The organism is Candidatus Neomarinimicrobiota bacterium, from assembly GCA_030743815.1.
Classification (GTDB): domain Bacteria; phylum Fidelibacterota; class Marinisomatia; order Marinisomatales; family S15-B10; genus UBA2146.
In genome coordinates, this window is sequence record JASLRT010000071.1 from 1 (window position 1) to 16,752 (window position 16,752).

A 16,752-nucleotide genomic window follows, 5' to 3' on the forward strand; every position below is an offset into this window, starting at 1 on the left:
GGCATACTGAAATGCGGTTGTGATGAGAAGCATAAAGATTCCCAGCTTGTAGCCGGCGGTGTAGATACCTACTGTAGCGGCATCAGTGAGGCTGGCAAGAATATATCGGTCTATGGACTCCATAGCGATGGAAGCGAGACCTGCAGGCAAAAAAGGGAGCCCAAACTTCAGGAGGGCGTTGACACTATTGCTTCTAAAGACCAATTGCAAAGATCCGGCCGTTGCCGCCAAAACGGAGAATGTGGTTACTGCTGAAGCCGCGGCAACGCTCAGGAAGATACCGTCAAGTCCCTTCTCTTTCATAGCCACTAGATAGATATTCATACCGAGGGTGGTAATCACATTCAAAAGCTTGATTGAGACGAAAAGAGTGGCTCGACTCTCCAATCTCAGAAGGGCAAAGGGGACATGACTAACAGCATCCAAAAGGAGGATTCCGGCCGCCAGCTTAAAAAGAAGAGTATATTGACCGCCCCCTAACAGGAGGGATGACAGGCCAGACGAGCCTGACAAAATCAGAAATGACAGCACGCAACTCGTCCCTAGGCTGAGCCAGAGCGCTGTTGAAAAGAGTGATCGCTGGGCGTCTGGGCCGTCGGCCTCATTATAGTAACGCATAAACGCGGTGTCTAACCCGTAGTGATAGACAATATTCATAAAGCCGAGAAAAACGTAGAGAAGAGTGGCGAGACCGTAGTCCCCGGGAGTCAGTATATTGGTAAAAAGAGGTAACAGTAGAAAGGTGACAAGTCGCGTCAGCACATTGCCGGTGCCGTAGATAACCGTCTGACGGGTAAGCCGGCTAATTTGAGATATCAATAGTTCCTCTCCTCGGATTGTGTAGAAGTATTCTCAATTGCGTTGTGTCTGAAACGATATGCAAGGCAGGTCGGTTCCGCAATGTGAATATAAGGGGTGTAGGAGAATGAATCAATGAATCACGTCCGGTGTAAGGTTACAAAATTTCCTGATGTCTAAGGTTAATTATTTAGTTATTTTTGCATAGGACATAATGCTGTATTGCACAATTATTTGCAACGAGGATTTGAAAAAGGAACTTAATGAGTAGTCGTATAGCAGCTGTTAAAGCACGGGAAATCCTCGATTCGCGGGGGAATCCTACAGTCGAAGTGGATGTTGAACTCGAGGACGGCAGCTCAGGCCGAGCGGCTGTACCGTCAGGTGCATCAACTGGTACTCACGAGGCGGTTGAACTGCGCGATGGCGACAGGAACCGTTATCTCGGCAAGGGGGTGATGAAGGCTGTCGATAATGTTAGAAGTACCTTGCAGAGTGCTGTGTGCGGTCTTGATGTTCTTGATCAACGCAATGTGGACAAAGCGCTGATTGAGGCTGACGGTACTTCGAATAAAAAGAAGCTGGGGGCCAATTCGATTCTTGGTGTATCTCTGGCTGCGGCCAAAGCAGGTGCTGATTACTCACAGCAGCCGCTATTCAGCTACATCGGCGGTGATGATGCTACCCTTATTCCTATCCCCATGATGAATATTCTGAATGGCGGCACGCATGCTGATAACAATGTGGATATTCAGGAATTCATGATTTTTCCAGTGGGAGCGGCAAGTTTCTCCGAAGCGTTGCAAATGGGAACAGAGACGTTTCATCACCTGAAAGAAGTCCTGCAAGGCAGGGGACTCAACACGGCGGTGGGGGATGAGGGTGGATTTGCACCTGACCTGAGATCGAACGAGGAAGCTATCGAGGTAGTGTTGGAAGCTGTAGCAAAAACAGGATATCAGACTGGCAAACAGCTTTTCTTGGCGCTGGATGTTGCTGCCAGCGAAATCTTTGATGCCGGTAAAGGCGTCTATCGATTGGAATCAGAGGATCGAGAGCTGACATCTGATGAAATGGTGGAGTACTATTCAGATCTCGTCTCCAAGTATCCTATCATATCTATCGAAGACGGACTCTCAGAGGATGATTGGGCAGGATGGGGGCTTCTAAACCGTCTTTTGGGGGAGAAGATTCAGATTGTTGGAGATGATCTAACCGTAACTAATGTGGTCCGTCTGCAGAGGGCGATAGAAGAGAGGGCGATGAATGCCATCCTCATCAAACTTAACCAGATCGGTACGATGACCGAAACGATAGAAGCTATCCGCATCGCGCGCGAAAATGGTATGGCAGCAGTAATCTCGCACAGGTCGGGAGAGACAGAAGATACAACCATTTCGGATTTCAGCGTTGCCACCGGTGTTGGTCAGATCAAGAGTGGATCGGCTTCACGGACAGACAGGATATGTAAGTACAATCAGCTGCTTAGAATTGAGGAGCTTTTGGGCGATAAAGCGTCATTTGCAAGCATGAATGTTCTAGGTCATCTGACAGCGTCCGTTGTAACCTAATTGAAGGGGTAGATGGCGTTCCGGGTGAAAAAAAGAAGGCGTCACCGCAGGCCAATACCCGCAAGGGGGTCTCAGAATCGTAACATCCTGCCGAAGTTGCTCATTCTCGTGGCCGCAATTCTCATCATTATTTTCATTTTAGGTGATCACGGTATTTACAGGCTGTACAGTATGAAGCGGGAAAAAGAACGGCTGTTGAAAGAGATCAACAAGTTGCGCGGAGAACAGCAGAAGCTACTAGCTGAAAAGGACAGGCTGGAGAATGATCTGGAGTATATTGAGCGCCTGGCCCGGGAACGTCACAGGATGGCAAAAAAAGGTGAAAAAGTGTTTAAGGTTCTGGAGAAACCGGAGCTTTAGTTATCTGTCTCTGCGTCAGAATCCAAGCAAAAAGAACACCTTATCCCCACCCATCACCGATTGAAAACTCATCTCAAGGTTATTCGGTGGGCGTGAGAATTTATATACGAGTTCGGAGTGTAATACTTGCCCCGGCTTAATGATACCCACGCTGTTAACACTCTCCATAAATTCAAGATTGCCGATATTTCCTTTTCCGTCTACTACCTTAAAGAGGAGTAATCCACTCATATCCAGATCTTTCTGACCGTTGTTCGTGATCTCGACGACGACAGTCACCTGTTCATTTTTCAGAGAAGCATTAACCAATCTAATCCCGGCTTGCCCGGCCGTCTGAATTTCGCCGATCCCTTTGGCTACACGCCCTTCTTCAAGAGCATCGAGAGGGATGTAGAACTCCAATGTAGCTTTAATGAACTTTCCCGACGGATCCTTGCCAATTTTTATCACTTTCGTTCCAGAATTTACTCTTCCGAGGACAGCATCCTCATTGCCTGGCTCCTCGTAGATATCTGATCTCTTAATAGTTTCAGTGACCTGTCCGTTTGTAAGAGAAAGCAGTAAGATTAAAGCAAGACCTTGCCACAAGACAGCACCACTTCTGTGTGAGGACATAATTTTCTCCTCGTTAATTAGATTAATGATAAGGGTATAAACAGGTTTCAGCTAAAGCGTAATTGTCTGGGTGGTCAGGAAAGCATCGAGATAAATTTCAACACGGCGGTTGTTGGCGCGTCCTTCTGTATTGTCGTTAGAATCAACAGGCCGGAATTCACCGTACCCCATAGCTGAAAACTTTTCTTCACCTATGCCAGCATACTGACTCAGAAGCTCCACAATATTTAGCGCGCGAGCTGTGGACAGCTCCCAGTTTGATTGCCATTTAGTTTGAAGTTCCAGCGGCAGGGGGACATCGTCGGTATGTCCTTCGCACCTGATTTCAATGTTAAGGGTTTTATCACCCCGCTTGACGGCATCGATGAACGGTTTCAGTTCCGGATCCTGATTGACCCGTATGATGCGCGACATCTTGATGATCATGCCGATCTGCTGAATGAGAGGGTGTACTTCAGGTCTGAGTTCGGCACCACCCGAGCGGAACAGTTGGCCACTCGCCAGAGTTATTTTTACTCCTTTGGTTGCGCGTTCCACTGATACATAAGCGGAGTGAAGCTGTTCGTGTAATTCGACGTATGTTTGGTCCAGCAGCATGTTGATGATGCGGTCAATGTGTTTTTCGGCATCGTTCATGATAACGAGTAACATGATAAAGAACGTCAACAGTAAGGTGACCATATCACCGAATGTTACGGCCCACGCCGTACTTCTGGATTTGGCTTCGTTAAAGGAGACTTTTGAGACTTGCCGTGCCATTCAATCAGCTTTGCTCTTGGCGCTTGCTTTGGGGGACAAATGTCATCAGTTTTTCGCGCAGAATAATTGGATGGTCTTTTGCATGAATGCCGATGATTCCCTCTACTATGATATCTTTGACCATCAGTTCTTCTTCAGATTTCCGTTTGAGCTTACCGGCAAGGGGCAAGAAAACAAGGTTTGAAAAAAGCACGCCATAGAAGGTTGTAATGAGGGCGAGACCCATTCCTCCCAGTAATTCAGCAAAGCGCTTCGCCACATCAAACTCGACGCCGACGGCGCCACCGCTCTCTGTTGCCGAAAAATGGGTCATCATGATGATCAGTCCAAGTACGGTTCCCAGCATACCGAAGGCGGGTGCGTAAGCGCCCATGTAGAGAAAAATTTCCTGTCCTAAACTGTGGCGTCTGTCCATGTTGGAAAGTTCCAGTTCAAGGTAATTTCTCAGGCGGAGAGGGTCTCTTTCATTGATGGCAAGTTCCAGCCCATCCCTGAGGAAGTTGTCTGATACTTTGTCCAGTTCGGTCTCTAATGCCATAATCCCCTTTTTTCTGGCGAGTTCAGCCTTCATTATTAACTCTTCTATGACTTCCTGATGACCGACTTCTTCTTGCGTGAATGCTTGGCCGAGCACCTTAAATATGTTGAGGACATTTTTTAGGGGATAGTTGACCAGTGTGGCGGCGAATGTCCCGCCAAGGACAATGACGATGGCGTCGAGATCCAGAAACCAGCGTGGATCACCTTTATTACTGAGAATCCCTATGGTAACAAAACCGAGTCCCAGAAGTAGTCCAAGTGCTGTGCCTAAATCCATAAAGAATCCTCTTTGAAGATTATAAAGGTCGTTACTTTAAATTAATTGATGAGAAGTTAGTCAACTACGGGCATTACTGTCCAGAACGAAAGTGACCGGGCCGTCATTGGTCAATTTAACATCCATCATAGCTCCAAATCGACCCGTCTCTACAGGAATACCTTCGCTGGTTAGAAATTGTATGAACTGTGTATAGAGCTGTTCTCCCTCTGCCGGCGGTGCAGCATTCAGGAAGCTTGGACGTCTCCCCTTGCGCCAGTCGGCACAGAGCGTAAACTGACTCACAACCAGAGCAGCCCCAGCCGATTCTCTGATGGATAAGTTCATTTTGCCGTCGTCGTCATTAAAAATACGGAAATTGGATATCTTGTGGGCAAGAAATTTACAGTCTTCCTCTCTGTCACCTTGGAATACACCCAGAAAAATCAGTAGTCCCGAACCAATCTCCCCTGCTATTTCCCGGTCTATCAGGACGCTGGCTTCAGAAACTCTCTGAAGCAGGGCAATCATTAATCAACCCACACGTTTTGATCGCCGTAAATCCCTTTGAGTTTTCCAAGAAGGAGATCATCGGCAGATACGCGGACTTCGCGGGCCAGCATTTTCTTGCCATTCCCTTTTTCATCGTATACATGAAAAAAGAGGGGAGAATCCCCGGCGTGGTCCTTCGTGAGGCGAAATAAGGAGTCTACGTCCTCTTCCTTCATTTTGTCCACTTCAACTACTATGTTCACCGTTTTGGCATATCGATCCTGCACCTGATCAAGCGACAGAATTGATTCAGCGATTAATTTCAGTGTATCGTCTGTCAGTCGGGACGTAGGTCTCCCTTTGATAAAGATCAGTTTGTCTTCCTGGATTAGGTCTTTGTGGGCTTCAAAAGTGTCGTGAAAGATAAGCACATCAACTTTTCCACCGAGGCAATCGAGACTCAGGAATGCCATCTGCTGGTTTTTCTTGTCAAAATGATGTCTGATATCGTGGATCACTCCGCCTACACGAATTTGTTGTGTTTCTTCAACGGGACTGGAAAAGTCATGGTTGGAAAATCTTTCCAGCACAGCAGCGTGTTTCAGGAGAGGATGGCCTGTGAGATAGAATCCCATCAGCTCTTTCTCTCGTTGCAGTTTTTCTGATTCTGACCAGTCTGGAGCCTTGGGCAACCTGGGAATCGAATGCAAGGGGGAGTCACCCGAAGAAGATTGTCCAAACAGAGAGAATTGATCATCTTCAGCTTCAGCCTGAGCCTTTTGAGCATGGCGTAGAGTTGATTCGACGGCATTATACATCTGAGCGCGGTTGCCTTCAAGCGAATCCATGGCGCCGGCGGCAATAAGACTTTCCGTAACTTTACGGTTGACGAGCCGGAGATCCAGATGACGGCAAAAATCAAACAGTGTTTTGAAAGGCTCATTTTCATTCCGGACTTCCAGAATGTTCTCCAATGCTTTGACACCCACATTCTTGATGGCATTGAGGCCGAATGAAATTGTCTTTTCATCGAGAGTTCTGAAGTTAATTCCTGATTCGTTGACATCGGGCGCGCGGACGGTGATTTTAAGTTTCTGGCACTCATTCATGAGCGTAACGACCCGTGAGGTGTTAGTCATTTCGCTCGTCAGGTTGGCCGCCATAAACTCAGTCGGATAGTGAGTTTTCAGGAAAGCTGTCTGATAGGCGATGAAGGCATAAGCTGTGCTATGGCTTTTATTAAAGCCGTATTGGGCAAATTTCTCTATCAGTTCGAAGATGTCCTTGGCTGTCTTTTGCGTAATTCCTCTTTCTACGGCTCCGGTTATGAATGCCTCCTTCTGTCCTTTCATAAGGCGTCTTTTTTTCTTGCCCATTGCTCGTCGCAGGATATCAGCCTGTGCCAGGGAGAAACTGGCGATCTTGTTGGTGATCTGCATAACCTGTTCCTGATAGACGATAATTCCATATGTTTCACTGAGAATCGGCTCAAGATCGGGATGGGAGTACTTAATTTTTTTTCTGCCGTGTTTGCGCTTGATAAACTCATCGATGTGTTCCATTGGACCGGGACGATAGAGAGCATTCATGGCGATAAGATCTTCGATACAGGTAGGTTTGAGTTTCTTGAGATATTCACGCATTCCGGATGATTCGAACTGAAAAACACCGATAGTGTTGCCTTTAGCAAATGTTTGATAAACCTTCTGATCATCGAGCGGGATTTTGTCAACGTTGATGTTGACGCCGCGCTCTTTCAGTAACGCTTCTGTCTGCTTAATAACTGTCAGGTTTCGCAGGCCAAGAAAATCCATTTTGAGCAAACCGAGATCTTCTAGGCCTTTCATGTCAAATTGAGAAGTAATCTCACCCTGAGGGGATTTGTAGAGAGGGATATAATCAGTTAGTTCTCCCGGAGCAATTACAACACCGGCTGCATGGGTAGAAGCGTGGCGGTTCATCCCCTCAAGTGTCTTCGAGAATTTCATCAGGTTTGCGTGCTGTTCATTCTTGTTCTTCACCTGTTGCAGTTCACTGCTGATGGACAGAGCAGAATCGAGGGTGACACCGGGGCCGGCCGGGATCATCTTGGCAATGCGGTCAACTTCCCCATAGCTCATTCCCAGAACTCGTCCCACGTCGCGTACAACTTGCCGCGCCTTCAGTTTACCGAATGTGATGATATGTGTAACAGAGTTTTCACCGTATTTCTGTCTGATATAGTTGATCACCTCACCTCTCTGCTCGTAGCAGAAGTCGATATCAATATCCGGCATCGAGATGCGCTCTGGATTAAGAAAACGTTCGAAAAGTAGGCCGTGCTCAATGGGATTGATGGTTGTAATTCCGAGACAATAGGCCGCAAGACTGCCGGCAACCGAACCTCTGCCTGGCCCTACGGGAATTCCCTTGTCCTTGGCGTACTGGACAAAATCCTGAACGATGAGGAAATAACCGGCAAAACCCATATTCTGGATGACACCGAGTTCGTACTGAAGCCGGTCATCCAGTTCAGGTGTAACAGGATCGAAGAGTATTTTGAGCCCTTCTATGCATCGGGAGGTAAGATATCTGTTTGGATCTCTATCTCCAGTCTCAGAGGGAATAGGAAAGGTAGGTAGAAGGTTTTCGTTGAGAGGAATCTCAAGGTCGCAAGAGTCAGCAATTTGTCTCGTGTTCTCCAGCGCCTGTGGATATTCTTTAAAGAGATCCCACATCTGATCTTGCGACTTGAAATAGAACTCAGGTGTAGCGTATCGCTGTCTGTTTGGGTCGTCTCTGTCCTTGCCTGTGCCGAGACAGAACATGATGTCGTGTGCTTCCCAGTCTTCCTGTCGATTGTAGTGACAGTCGTTGGTTGCCACAAGTGGGAGGTTCAATTCACCGGCGAGCTTGGCGACCGTATTCCTTGATACCTCTTCCTCGGGAATACTGTGATCCTGGATTTCCAGGTAAAACCGCCCAGGAAAGATCTCGGCGTATTCCAGTGCTACTCTTTTCGCCGCCTCATATTTACCTTTAACAGCATATTCTTGAACTTCTCCCTTGAGGCAAGCTGAGAGGCAGATGAGTCCTTCATTGAATTCACGGAGCAGATTCTTATCGACTCGCGGGCGGTAGTAGAAGCCTTCCAAATATCCGGCAGTGACGAGTTTCATCAGATTGCGATATCCCGTGTAGTTCTGAGCGAGAAGCACCAGATGGTTATTGCCCCATCCACCATCCCGCTTAGGTGTTTTATCAAATCGGTCGCCTTGCGCTACGTAGATCTCGCAACCGAGGATCGGTTTTATACCCACATCTTTGGCAGCTTTGTAAAATGAGATTGCCGAAAACATGTTGCCGTGTTCTGTAATGGCAACGGTGTCCATAGACAGATCAGTCATCGTATTGATAACGGTGGATACTGACTGGGCGCCATCAAGTAGACTGTAATCGGTGTGGTTGTGCAGATGAACGAACTCAGAGGTCATTGCATATTAGCCTAAATAGACAGCAAACAATCCAGATAAGATACAGACTTTTAGAATCTGAGAAGAGGTTTTACAGGTCTTAATTGATGGTGATTTCACAAGCGAAGATACAATAAAAAGTAGAGGAATTTCAATTCCCAAAATAAGAATTATCAGGTAAGCATAACCGTAGATGTCCATAAAAAAGGGGATGAGAAAGCCTGATCCCATCAACAGGCAGAGACCCAGTACGAGGCGAACAGAAGGCTGAACTCCAAACTTTACGGGGAACGTATTAAGGTGTGCTGCTCTATCACCCTCGACATCAGCGATATCTTTCACAATTTCCCGCAGGAAGTTGAAGCCAAACGCAAGCAGGGCTGGAACCACAAGACCCTGTGGGTTACCAAAGCTGGTACCGGCAAAGAGAAACGCTAATCCAAGGATTGCGGCCACAACTAGATTGCCAATCAGTGGTCTCCCTTTCAGCCATATACTGTATATAATCATGAGGGGTGCCGAAATGAGAGACGCAATCACAAATGATGAGAAATTGATAAATACTGACAGGATAATTCCACACAGGAAAAGTATTACTGCGGCCATCAGAGCACTATTTTTGGATAGCGAACCGGAGGGGAGTGGTCGGTCGGCACGATTAATTTTGTCGCTGTCGAAATCTCGATAATCGTTGAATGCATTAGCTGCTGCATTCAGGGATACAACCGTCAGGACAGCTTTTACGATTGTGGTCGTGTGCCAGTAATGGAGAATGGACGCTGAAATCAGAACTGTAATGGTACCGAGAAACAGATTGAGAGGGCGGAGGAGCTTAAAGAATGCAAAGAGTGGTGTCACTCCGTCACCTGTATGGAGATCACCCTGTCATTTCCATTGTAGTCTTGGTGAGTGGTGGTGGCGACGAAGCCGGCATTCTCAAACAAGTGACGCACTTTTCCCGGATGTTCTCCACGGCCTGTTTCGAGTACCATGAAGCCTCCACTTGCAATCCAATGGCGCGCCGTAGCGCACAGGCGGCGGTAGAATGCCAACCCGTCGTAGCCATCGGTAAGAGCATGTATCGGTTCGTAATCTCTGACATCTGCGGGCAGGTGAGCCATATCATCGATTGGAATATAAGGAGGATTCGATACCAGCAAGTCAAATGAATCGGGGAGATTTTGTGTAAGAACATCACTTTCTTCAAATATAATCCTATCGGCCACACCGTTGCGGAGAGCGTTCCTACTGGCAAGTTCTAGGGCGTCCTCACTACAATCGAGGGCAAGCAACTGCACCTCCGGTAGCGATTTAGCGATAGCGATAGCGATACAACCGCTGCCTGTTCCAGCATCAACTATTGTTGCCGCCCGCGTTTTTCTGGCGTGATGGATGGCAACCTCTACCAATTTTTCAGTTTCGGGCCGGGGAATCATCACGTGCTGGTTCAACTGAATGGGAAGTCCGAAGAATTCTGTCCGTTGTGTGATGTATTGTAGCGGTTCACCGTTAATGCGTCGTTCTACCCACGAGGAGAGAAGCAGTAGTTTTTTCTCTGTGAGGCGTTGATGGCGGTTCAGATAAAGGTGCGCGCGGGAGCAAGAGAACAAGTCCATCATCAGCCATTCAATTTCACTGTGGGGGCTGTGCGAGTTGTTTGCTGAAAGACGGTGTTCAGCAAGTTTCATGACCTTGAACAAAGTGTCTGGCAAGTCTGCCATGGGTTGTTCTTCCACTGCTTTTTTATTCCACCGGTTCGGCTTTCAACTGCTCCAGCTGGTCTGCTATACGCAACTGCTCTATGAGCTCAAACAGATCTCCGTCCAGCACATTGTTCAGTTTGTACAGTGTAAGATCGATTCTATGATCTGACACACGACCTTGCGGAAAGTTGTAGGTACGAATCTTTGCACTGCGGTCGCCGGTGGAGACCATACTTTTGCGTGCTTCTGCCCGTTCCGCCCGCATTTTTTCGCCTTCCAGCGCCATGAGCCGGGAGCGGAGGACTTTCATTGCGGCACTTCTGTTTTTGTGCTGAGATTTTTCATCTTGACAGGTGACTACTAGTCCGGTTGGGTTGTGCGTGATGCGTACTGCAGACTCAGTTTTATTCACATGCTGCCCGCCGGCGCCCGAAGCGCGAAAGGTGTCGATGCGCAGATCTCCTGGATCTATGTTGACATCGATCTCGTCCGCTTCCGGCAGAACGGCAACTGTAGCGGCTGAAGTGTGAATCCGGCCGCTGGTTTCGGTTTCAGGGACACGCTGTACCCGGTGAACACCGCCCTCATATTTTAGTTCGCCGAACACGCTCTCTCCCTCCAGTGAGAATATGACTTCTTTGAAACCGCCACTGCCAATCTCATTGCTACTCAACACCTTAATCTTCCAAAGTTTCCTTTCGGCGTAACGGCTGTACATTCTAAAGAGATCAGCAGCGAAAAGTGCTGCTTCGTCGCCGCCGGTACCGGCCCGTATCTCCACAATAGTATTTTTGTCGTCGCGAGGATCTTTGGGTAGGAGTAGAAGTTTCAGTGATTCTTCGAGGCTTAAACGCTCTTCCTCGAGATCCGACAGCTCTTCGCGTACGATCGATTTCAAATCTTCATCATCGCCTTTCAGAATTGTTTTGTCCTCAGCTATCTGCTCCATCAGCTTGAGATATACACTGCCTTTTTCCACCACTGCTTTCAACTCGTGGCGCTGTTTTGCGATATCACTGTAACGGCCGGGATCCGATGCGATTTCCGGATCGGCGAGCATATCAGTCAGTGCCTCGTACTTTTCGACAACATCTCTTGTTTTATTTATCATAGCAGTCTAGGCAGAAAAAAACGGCTTCCTCTAGGCGAATGGCAAAGAAAGGAAACCGTTCTCTTACTGTTGTTACTGGTCTTCCTGAGCGTCCAGTTTATATTTCGTCCTGAATTTTTCTATCCGTCCGGCAGTATCCACCAGCTTCTGTTTCCCGGTAAAGAAAGGGTGGCACTCAGAACAGATTTCCACACGCATATCTCCCACTGTGCTTCGCACCTGAAACGTGTGGCCGCAAGCGCATGTCACCGTCCCTAACATGTAATTGGGATGTATTTCTGTTTTCATTACTAACCTCTATTCAAGTTGACTCAGCGTTTCTTCGATTCTACTGATTCCCTCAAGGAAGTTCTTCTCATCTGTGGCGTACGAAAGACGAATGTGTCCCTCACCGCCGAACCCGGCACCCGCTACTGTAACGGTTCTAGCCGAGTCCAAAATATAATCACTCAAGTCGAAAGAAGTTTCGATTTTCTTACCTTGGGTGCTCTTACCCAGGTAGGGACTGATGTCTGGAAAAGCGTAGAATGCGCCACCCGGGAGAGCACACGTAACACTCTCGATTTCATTTAATCTATTGATCATAAGGTTACGGCGAGTGCGAAACTTCGCTCGCATCTCTTCTACTGACTCCTGGCTTCCAGAAAGTGCCTCCACGGCGGCCTTCTGTCCTATAGAGTTCGGGCACGAGGTGGCTTGCCCTTGAATTTTGCCCATCGCTTTGATGATATCAGGACTACCTGCCGCATAGCCGATGCGCCAGCCAGTCATAGCATACGTCTTGGAGAGACTCTGTATTGTGAGGATTGTGGCACCAGTTTGATTGAGTTTCTCGATGCTGGTGAAAAGTTCGTCGTAGACCAGTTTTTCGTAACATTCGTCGGAAATTACAGTCCATTTCTGATCAGTTGCGTAGTCCAGCAGTCGTGATATGGTTGGTTTGTCCCAGACAGCGCCCGTAGGATTAGATGGAGAATTGATAATCATCAATCTGACATTGGGCGTGATTTTCTTTTCAAGATCGTCAAAATCAGGAACGAAGTTTTGTTCAGAGAGCGTATCGACCACGATAGGGGTGCCGTCAGCAAGCCGTATGAATTCAGGGAAAGAGACCCAGTAAGGCGAAAAAATGACGGCCTCATCTCCGGGATTGAGCAGCGCCTGACACGCTGTACTGAGGGAGTGTTTAGCACCGTTTGAAACAATTATCTGATCAGGTGAACAGTCAATTTCGTTATCCCTCGCCAGCTTTTCGCAGATTGCCTGGCGGAGTTCCAGAAGGCCCATCCCCGGAGTGTATTTTGTGAAGCCTTCATCCATCGCTATCTTTGCTGCCAGCCGGATGTTCTCTGGCGTGTTGAAATCGGGTTCGCCCACGCCCATATCGATGACATCGATCCCCTGATTGCGTAAAGCTGCGGCCTTAGCGGTCATTTCCAGCGTGAAGGAGGGTTGAATGCGGTGCACTCGATCAGAAATCATAGTAAAAGGATCTTTGGTTGCAGTCTAATGTGACCGTTTGTGGTATTTTGAGGTATTAAAATTAGGATCCTCGGTCTCCTTGGTTTCCTTCCCGGACTTAACAGCCCTTTTACTCTTGGGAACGTCATCTGGCCTGGACTTAACAGCCCTTCTACTCTTGGGAACGTCATCGGGATCTATGGCGTCCTTTTCCCAGTTGGGTGGTAAATCTTCCACCGCCTGATTATTAGGAGTGTCTAACTTCAGTGCACTCTCATCAAACTGGAAATCAGCTGGATTGAAGTGGCTGAAAAGGACTCCATATCCTTTAGTGATACCGTTACCGATACCGAGGAAGTTGGGGAGGACAAAGTTAGTTTTGAATTCACCCTCGAATGCGCCCATGTGACCATCGTCCACGAGTTTAGGGTATAAAGATTCAAGTGTAAGCTTGACATAAACTTTTATCTCGAGCTTCATTCCCATTTCCTTGGCAAGGAAGGCAATGTTCTGACTCAGGAGCCGGCTAAGGAATTTGGGCCGCTCATCTCCGTATGCGAACTTGTATTTGCCCAGGTTAATCTCATTCAACGCAACCCAGGGAGTGAGGAATCTGTAACGAATCATTCTTGGCGATGGGACAAAGTGATCCTCTTCAACGTCCGCCTCAAATCCTTCAACCTCGAAGGTGATATTGCCAAAATTCATAGTTTTCAGCTTCTCCACCACAGAGAGAATAGGATCGACACCTTCCTTTATCCCAACCAGATATATCTGTTCATTTAGAATCTTGACCTGTACCCGGGGATAGAGGAATTGTGAGCGATAACTGCCGTTGATGAAAGGAATTATCCCTTCATCCGGAAAATCGTTCATTATGACTCCTTTCACTTGATAGGAAGTCTTCCGTACCGGTTTATCGGTTGCTATGCGAGCGACAATTGACTTGATTGGTTCTGAAACGATATACATGAGAAAAAGAGAATTCTAAAGAAAAGAAGCTACTTACTCATAGTATCAAGGAACTCTTGGTTGGTAGAAGTTCGTTTCACTCGATCTAATAAAAACTCCATAGCTTCAACAGGTGTCATCTCACTGAGAATTTTCCTTAACACCCAGACTCTTGCAAGTTCTTTTTTTGTCAGTAGCAATTCCTCTTTACGGGTGCCTGAACGGATAAGGTCAAAGGAAGGAAAGATCCGGCGATCACTGAGGCGTCTGTCGAGGACAAGTTCCATATTACCAGTCCCTTTGAACTCTTCAAAAATCACGTCATCCATACGGCTACCTGTATCGATGAGGGCAGTAGCAATAATGGTCAGGCTGCCGCCTTCTTCAGTGTTTCTGGCAGATCCGAAGAATCGTCGCGGCCTTTGCAAAGCGTTCGCATCTACCCCCCCAGAGAGGATTTTGCCGCTGTGAGGAATTACCGCGTTATGAGCCCTGCCAAGTCTTGTAATGCTATCGAGGAGTATCATGACATCATCGCCATACTCTACCATCCGCTTCGCCTTTTCAATGGCCATGTCAGCCACCTGAACGTGCCTTTCTGGAGGTTCATCAAATGTCGAACTTATCACCTCTGCCTTAACGCTTCTCTCCATGTCTGTAACTTCTTCTGGTCGTTCTGCGATCAGTAAGACGATCAGTTTCATTTCGGGATGGTTGGCAGTGGCGGCATTAGCTATTTTTTGAATAAGGACCGTTTTCCCAGTCTTAGGCTGTGCGACGATCAGACCTCGCTGACCTTTGCCGATGGGCGCCATAAGATCGAGAATCCGCATAGAGAATCCTTTAGCCGCAACCTCAAGGTTGATCTTCTCATCAGGATAAAGCGGCGTGAGATTGTCGTAAAGAATGGCATCTTTTACCTTGTCAGGTCCGTTTCCATTAACTGTTTCAACCTTGAGCAGTGCGTAGAAGCGCTCGTTATCTTTGGGTGGCCGGATCTGACCTGCAATCTGGTGTCCTGTTCTTAGATTGAATCTTTTGATCTGTGAAGGAGAGACGTAAATATCGTCAGGTCCCGGAAGGTAATTATAGTCTTGTGAGCGGAGAAAACCGTAACCTTCTGGCATCGCTTCCAAGACGCCGGTCGCGAAGATACGCCCTTCTTTTTCGGCACGTGTCTCGAGGATCTTCAGGATGAGATCCTGCTTCTTCACACCTGAATAGCTGGGGACTTCAAGCTTCTGAGCCAGCTCAGTCAGTTCCTTGATTTTCAAACCCTGTAGTTCGTTAATATCCATTTCTTAATAATCCTAACCTGCTTCGCGGAGAAATCTGTAATTCGGGGAATCAGAAATTAGACCAAAACTGTACTTGGAATAAATTTAGACTAAATCTGACCATTGTCAAAGGGAAAACGGAAATAGTCAAAAACATCCTTTGCAATGTAGTGAGTACCGAAGATCAGCCACAATTCGGGTCCTTCTGCGCCTTCTTTCATGAGGCTGAAAGCTGCTTGCGGTTTAGGGGCTGCGGCAGCTGCGACTGCTGAACCATTGAGCTTTCTTGTCAGTACATCAAGATCGAAGAACTCATCGTGATCAGGGACTGTAGCTATAACAGTGTGACAATATTCTTTTAGGAGCCGCACGATTTCGTCAAGGTGCTTGCTTTTTTTGAGAGCGTAGACAGCTCCAATCTTCTTGCTGGGAAAAAGTTGCTGCAAGGTTTTAAATACAGCGTCTAAGCCATGCGGATTATGAGCTACATCGTAAAAGATCAGTGGTCGGGTTGACATTTGCTGCAGTCGTGCCGGCCAGTGTACTTCACGCAATCCCGCTGCAATAGCGGCCATCTCAATTGCCCGGTCAAAAATAAGGCTTGCGGCAATTGCTGTCTGCGCATTGGTTATCTGGTGTTGCCCGATTAAGGGGATAACAAGATCTGTGCCGTTGTATAAAAATCTTGACCCTTTGCGCTCAGTATAGCAGCTCTCAAGAGGACAAATATCTGGAGCCTTATGTAGTTGTACTCCGGTATCTGTAGCGGATGATTCGATCACTTCGGTAACCTCAGCCAGTTGAGAGGAGGTTACTGCCGGTACGTTGGTTTTGAAGATGCCGCACTTTTCGCGTGCAATGGCAGAAAGATCGTGGCCGAGATATTCCATATGATCATAATGTATCGGCATAAGAACTGTCAGAACAGAGTGAGCCACATTGCTGGAGTCGAGTTGACCGCCGAGGCCGACTTCTATGACCGCAACATCTACCTCACTGTGGGCAAAATATGAGAAGGCGAGGGCGGTTGTTGTTTCGAAGAATGTTGATCCGAGAGTGTCGATATCAGTCGCGAAAGAGTTGAGGAATTTGACTACTGTTTCATCTGTGACAGGCGTTCCGTCGATGCGAATTCGTTCGTTATATCTGACCAGATGGGGAGACGTGTAGAGCCCCACTTTTCTTCCGGATGACTTCAGGATCGATGCTATCATCGCTGCAGTGGAACCTTTACCGTTTGTGCCGGCGATATGAATGACTGGGACGTCCCTGTGAGGATTGCCACACTTCGCCAGAAGTGCTTCAGTACGATGTAATCCAACCTTAATGCCTCTGCGTCTCAAGGTGTAGAGGCGGTTCAGTAAAGTGTCATCGACTGTCTGTTCGTCCATTTTCAGTCTCGGCTT

General features: G+C 47.5%; 16 protein-coding genes. 2 read left to right on the plus strand and 14 right to left on the minus strand.

Translation table 11 applies throughout. The features are described 5' to 3' along the window. Positions 1-819 (minus strand): oligosaccharide flippase family protein (locus QF669_05800; protein MDP6456946.1); only part of this gene is annotated, 819 nt, incomplete at its 3' end. A 242-nt stretch (positions 820-1,061) separates the two neighbouring features. On the opposite strand from QF669_05800, the gene eno reads away from it, so the two are divergent. Then, complete coding sequence (gene eno / locus QF669_05805) at positions 1,062-2,369, plus strand: phosphopyruvate hydratase (protein MDP6456947.1); 1,308 nt, start codon at positions 1,062-1,064, stop codon at positions 2,367-2,369. 24 nt (positions 2,370-2,393) lie between these two features. Continuing rightward, a complete protein-coding gene (locus tag QF669_05810) occupies positions 2,394-2,729 on the plus strand; it encodes a septum formation initiator family protein (GenBank protein MDP6456948.1) in 336 nt (111 codons plus the stop codon). Between the two features lie 15 nt (positions 2,730-2,744). Here the strand turns inward: QF669_05810 and QF669_05815 are convergent, their stop codons facing one another. From QF669_05815 to QF669_05875, 13 genes are all read right to left on the minus strand, one after another. Continuing rightward, a complete protein-coding gene (locus tag QF669_05815) occupies positions 2,745-3,344 on the minus strand; it encodes a hypothetical protein (GenBank protein ID MDP6456949.1) in 600 nt (199 codons plus the stop codon). A 51-nt stretch (positions 3,345-3,395) separates the two neighbouring features. Further along, positions 3,396-4,103: a flagellar motor protein MotB gene (locus QF669_05820; GenBank protein MDP6456950.1), complete on the minus strand. Its 708-nt coding sequence runs from the start codon at positions 4,101-4,103 to the stop codon at positions 3,396-3,398. Between the two features lie 4 nt (positions 4,104-4,107). Then, complete coding sequence (locus QF669_05825; protein ID MDP6456951.1) at positions 4,108-4,920, minus strand: MotA/TolQ/ExbB proton channel family protein; 813 nt, start codon at positions 4,918-4,920, stop codon at positions 4,108-4,110. Between the two features lie 60 nt (positions 4,921-4,980). Continuing rightward, the gene (gene dtd, locus QF669_05830; protein MDP6456952.1) at positions 4,981-5,430 is read right to left on the minus strand and encodes a D-aminoacyl-tRNA deacylase; all 450 of its coding nucleotides are present in this window, start codon (positions 5,428-5,430) and stop codon (positions 4,981-4,983) included. Further along, positions 5,430-8,864 carry a DNA polymerase III subunit alpha gene (locus QF669_05835; GenBank protein MDP6456953.1) on the minus strand — a complete coding sequence of 1,145 codons (3,435 nt, stop codon included), beginning with the start codon at positions 8,862-8,864 and terminating at the stop codon, positions 5,430-5,432. Before QF669_05835 ends, dtd begins: the two co-directional genes overlap by 1 nt. A gap of 6 nt (positions 8,865-8,870) precedes the next feature. Continuing rightward, positions 8,871-9,701: a geranylgeranylglycerol-phosphate geranylgeranyltransferase gene (locus tag QF669_05840; GenBank protein MDP6456954.1), complete on the minus strand. Its 831-nt coding sequence runs from the start codon at positions 9,699-9,701 to the stop codon at positions 8,871-8,873. Continuing rightward, entirely contained in the window at positions 9,698-10,564 is an 867-nt protein-coding gene (gene prmC, locus QF669_05845; protein MDP6456955.1) for a peptide chain release factor N(5)-glutamine methyltransferase, read from the minus strand. The genes QF669_05840 and prmC overlap by 4 nt, the downstream gene beginning before the upstream one ends. Positions 10,565-10,586: 22 nt before the next feature. Beyond that, positions 10,587-11,657 carry a peptide chain release factor 1 gene (prfA, locus tag QF669_05850; GenBank protein ID MDP6456956.1) on the minus strand — a complete coding sequence of 357 codons (1,071 nt, stop codon included), beginning with the start codon at positions 11,655-11,657 and terminating at the stop codon, positions 10,587-10,589. Positions 11,658-11,729: 72 nt separating this feature from the next. Further along, complete coding sequence (gene rpmE, locus QF669_05855; protein ID MDP6456957.1) at positions 11,730-11,945, minus strand: 50S ribosomal protein L31; 216 nt, start codon at positions 11,943-11,945, stop codon at positions 11,730-11,732. Positions 11,946-11,954: 9 nt separating this feature from the next. After that, entirely contained in the window at positions 11,955-13,139 is a 1,185-nt protein-coding gene (locus tag QF669_05860; GenBank protein ID MDP6456958.1) for a pyridoxal phosphate-dependent aminotransferase, read from the minus strand. Between the two features lie 24 nt (positions 13,140-13,163). Beyond that, positions 13,164-14,090 carry a CRISPR-associated endonuclease Cas6 gene (locus QF669_05865; protein ID MDP6456959.1) on the minus strand — a complete coding sequence of 309 codons (927 nt, stop codon included), beginning with the start codon at positions 14,088-14,090 and terminating at the stop codon, positions 13,164-13,166. Positions 14,091-14,119: 29 nt separating this feature from the next. Continuing rightward, positions 14,120-15,367, minus strand: a complete 1,248-nt coding sequence (gene rho / locus QF669_05870; protein MDP6456960.1) for a transcription termination factor Rho — start codon at positions 15,365-15,367, stop codon at positions 14,120-14,122. Positions 15,368-15,456: 89 nt separating this feature from the next. Then, positions 15,457-16,737, minus strand: a complete 1,281-nt coding sequence (locus QF669_05875) for a folylpolyglutamate synthase/dihydrofolate synthase family protein (protein MDP6456961.1) — start codon at positions 16,735-16,737, stop codon at positions 15,457-15,459. Positions 16,738-16,752 lie beyond the last annotated feature (15 nt).